This is a genomic window from Mesobacillus boroniphilus JCM 21738 (genome assembly GCF_000517385.1).
Lineage (GTDB): Bacteria > Bacillota > Bacilli > Bacillales > Cytobacillaceae > Mesobacillus > Mesobacillus boroniphilus.
On record NZ_BAUW01000163.1, the window covers coordinates 1 to 3,415 of the forward strand.

General features: G+C 43.9%; 2 protein-coding genes, 2 tRNA genes, 1 rRNA gene and 2 pseudogenes. All 7 read right to left on the bottom strand.

Going from position 1 to position 3,415, the window contains the following annotated elements; translation table 11 throughout:
• Window positions 1-210: 210 nt before the first annotated feature.
• Window positions 211-1,240 (bottom strand): annotated as a pseudogene (gene tsaD / locus JCM21738_RS21175) (tRNA (adenosine(37)-N6)-threonylcarbamoyltransferase complex transferase subunit TsaD).
• The gene (gene rimI, locus JCM21738_RS21180) at window positions 1,240-1,689 is read right to left on the bottom strand and encodes a ribosomal protein S18-alanine N-acetyltransferase (RefSeq protein ID WP_023626312.1); all 450 of its coding nucleotides are present in this window, start codon (window positions 1,687-1,689) and stop codon (window positions 1,240-1,242) included. The pseudogene tsaD and the gene rimI overlap by 1 nt, the downstream one beginning before the upstream one ends.
• A 13-nt stretch (window positions 1,690-1,702) precedes the next feature.
• Window positions 1,703-2,403: pseudogene (gene tsaB / locus JCM21738_RS21185) on the bottom strand (tRNA (adenosine(37)-N6)-threonylcarbamoyltransferase complex dimerization subunit type 1 TsaB).
• On the bottom strand, window positions 2,404-2,856 hold the full coding sequence (gene tsaE, locus JCM21738_RS21190; RefSeq protein WP_023626314.1) for a tRNA (adenosine(37)-N6)-threonylcarbamoyltransferase complex ATPase subunit type 1 TsaE: 453 nt from the start codon (window positions 2,854-2,856) through the stop codon (window positions 2,404-2,406).
• A 189-nt stretch (window positions 2,857-3,045) separates the two neighbouring features.
• A tRNA-Asp gene (locus JCM21738_RS21195) sits at window positions 3,046-3,121 on the bottom strand.
• Window positions 3,122-3,144: 23 nt separating this feature from the next.
• Window positions 3,145-3,218: transfer RNA gene (locus JCM21738_RS21200), tRNA-Met, on the bottom strand.
• Window positions 3,219-3,275: 57 nt separating this feature from the next.
• Window positions 3,276-3,391, bottom strand: a 5S ribosomal RNA gene (rrf, locus tag JCM21738_RS21205).
• Between the last annotated feature and the right edge of the window lie 24 nt (window positions 3,392-3,415).

Consider the following 3,415-nt stretch of genomic DNA (forward strand, 5'->3'; position numbering starts at 1 on the left):
CGCTAGTGATAGTTTCCTAACCAACAAAAAAAGTCCCGATTTGTAACCGGGACTTTTGTTCGCATAGTTATTCACATAGTAAAAACTGATTTATGGCTTATCCAGATAGTTTTCCACATTATCCACAAAAAAAGCCTTATTTATCCACATTATCCACAATTCCACACCCAAAACACCAACATATCCACAGAAGAGTCTGACAACAAATTTTTACGTCCGACTTTCGTTGTGGATAGTTATCTCCAGACCTGGATTTCCATTCAAGGTTAAATCGGCCCGTTGGCCTTTTTCATAAAAAACACTGCCGGCAGCTGCAATCATCGCAGCATTGTCTGTGCATAGAGACAATGGAGGAATGACAATTTCCACATCTGAATCTGCAAACTCTGTGGATAACTTCTCTCTCAAGCCTTTATTCGCCGCAACTCCTCCCGCAAGCAGCACTTGTTTTACTCCGTATTCTTTCACAGCTCTTTGCGTTTTTGTGACAAGCACATCAATAACACTCTCCTGAAAGCTAGCTGCAAGCTCTTCCGGTATTATTTCCTCTCCACGCTGCTGTGCGTTATGCACAACGTTGATCACAGCAGACTTCAAGCCACTAAAGCTGAAATCATAAGAGCCTTCCTCAAGCCATGCACGTGGCAAGTCGATTGTTGCCTTTCCTTCATGAGCCAGCCTGTCGATATGCGGACCGCCTGGATAAGGAAGGTGCAACGTTCTCGCTACCTTGTCATAGGCTTCGCCTGCTGCATCATCGTGTCTCGCCAATCACCTCGAAATGACCGTGTGCTTTCATATATACGAGCTCAGTATGCCCGCCGGACACGACAAGTGAAAGCAGCGGGAAGTTCATCTCCGTCACAAGGCGGTTTGCATAGATATGGCCGGCAATATGATGGACACCAATGAGTGGAATGCCATTCGCAAACGCCAATGCTTTGGCTGCGTTCACCCCGATCAATAATGCACCAACCAAGCCAGGGCCTTCTGTCACCGCAATGGCGTCCAAATCCTTAATATCCACATTTGCCTGGGCTAATGCTTCCTCTAACACAAGCGTGACCTGTTCAACATGGTGCCTTGATGCAATCTCCGGAACTACCCCGCCGAAACGCTTATGGCTCTCAATCTGAGAGGCGACTACATTCGAAAGGATTTCTCGTCCATTTTTCACAATCGCTATAGCCGTCTCATCACAACTCGTCTCTATTCCCATTATCAATTGATCTTTTGTCATTATAAATTCACCCACATTACTAAAGCGTCTTCCATATTGTCTGTATAATACTGTTTTCTAATAGCCCCTTGTTCGAATCCAAACTTGCGATAAAGGTTTTGGGCCCTTTCATTGCTGACCCTGACTTCAAGCGTCACCCTTAATGCGCCCATTTCACGAGCCAGCTCCAATACCTTGCCCATTAGCGCCTCACCCAGCTTCAATCCTCTAAATTCCGGAAGCAAGGCAATATTAGTGATATGTGCTTCATCAATGATAATCCACACTCCACAGTAGCCAACTACCTTCTGATCTACTTCCACTATAAGATACTGAGCAAACTGATTCTTCGTCAATTCGTTGAAAAAGGCTTCCTTGCTCCATGGAATCGTAAAGGAATTAACCTCTACCTCCATCACTTGATCCAGATCATCAACCGTCATATTCCGGAACGTTATTGTATTATTCATCTTCTCTTCCCGCTTATTTTTTAGTCTCTTGCGCTTTCAGCCAATTAGCTTCTGCTTCTGCCAGGCGGATATAATTAGGAACGAATGTATGAAGGTCAACAGCCTCTTTATCCCGCCCCAATAATGCTAGCTCTGCTGGTCTAGGATTGAGTTCAGTGACAGCTGCAAAAACTGCTTTGTCACCAAGCTCTTCCTTGATGACATCTTCATGGAGTTTTAAGTCATTGCTTGTGAACAGAACCCTGCTGTCCGTTTCATTCAATGTTTTTACCCAATCAGCTGACATAACAAGCTGATCAGCTTTTACAATCTGCAAATGTTGATTCTCGAACTTATACAAACCTGTATAAATCTGTCCTCTCCGCGCATCAAAGAAAGGAGAAACATATCCGTCAAAATAGCGGCCTGCAGATGCTGCCGCAACCTCAAGCTCGATACGCCTGATAACGAGATTTTCAATGTCCAGGCCATCGTTTTCGCGATTGTTACTCCAATCCGTACACCAGTGTATGATCCAGGCCCTTCAGCGACGACTATCTTCGATAGATCGCCTGGTTTTATATTACACTCTTCCATCAATGTCTGAATCGCCGGCATGACGCGTACCGAATGATTCTTTTTTATATTGGAAATATACTCGCCCAAAACTGTCTCACCATCAAGAAGACCAATACCTAAAACATAATTGGACGTATCAATCGATAATACTTTCATTTAAAAAATCTCCTTACACAATTCTTCATACCGATTGCCCTTTGGCTCAGCAACGATTCTTCTAGCTCCATTTTCATCAAGATACAATTGAAGGAGCAATAGCTCTTCAGGCAGCTGGGATTCAATTAAATGAGCCCATTCAACGACTGTCACACCATTACCTTCAAAGTATTCTTCAAAACCAAGATCTTCAAACGCATCTTCAACGCGATATACATCCATATGGTATAACGGAAGACGTCCCTGGTACTCCTTGATGATCGTGAATGTTGGACTGTTCACATTCCTCGTAATTCCCAATCCTTCCGCTAGGCCCTTTGTAAAAGTTGTTTTTCCTGCACCCAAGTCCCCTTCTAGGGCAATCACATCTCCCGCTTGAAGAAGACCCGCCAGCTTCTTGGCAAAATCCTTTGTCTCTTCAGGCTGCTTTGAAATGAATTGATAACTTGCCATATATATCACCTAACTAACAGTCGATTTTATAATACAAAAAAACCTTAGGATGTCTCCTAAGGATGACGATTCTATATGTAGTTTACACGATTTATCAATGACGAGCAAAAAAACCAGCTATTTAATCCTTTTAGACAATAAAAAAAACGAAACACTGTTTCGTCCTGCTAATCTATCAATTTATAAAAATGGCGGTCCCGACCGGGGTCGAACCGGCGATCTCCTGCGTGACAGGCAGGCATGTTAACCACTACACCACGGGACCAATATGTATAAAAAGATGGATTATTGCGGGGGCAGGATTTGAACCTGCGACCTTCGGGTTATGAGCCCGACGAGCTACCGAACTGCTCCACCCCGCGTCGATAATAATATATTATTCAAATGAATAATATGTAATCCATTAAATTGTTCAAACAGCCCGGCGGCGTCCTACTCTCACAGGGGGAAACCCCCAACTACCATCGGCGCTGAGAAGCTTAACTTCCGTGTTCGGTATGGGAACGGGTGTGACCTTCTCGCCATCGCCACCAGACTATTTGGTTAAAGAAATATATTT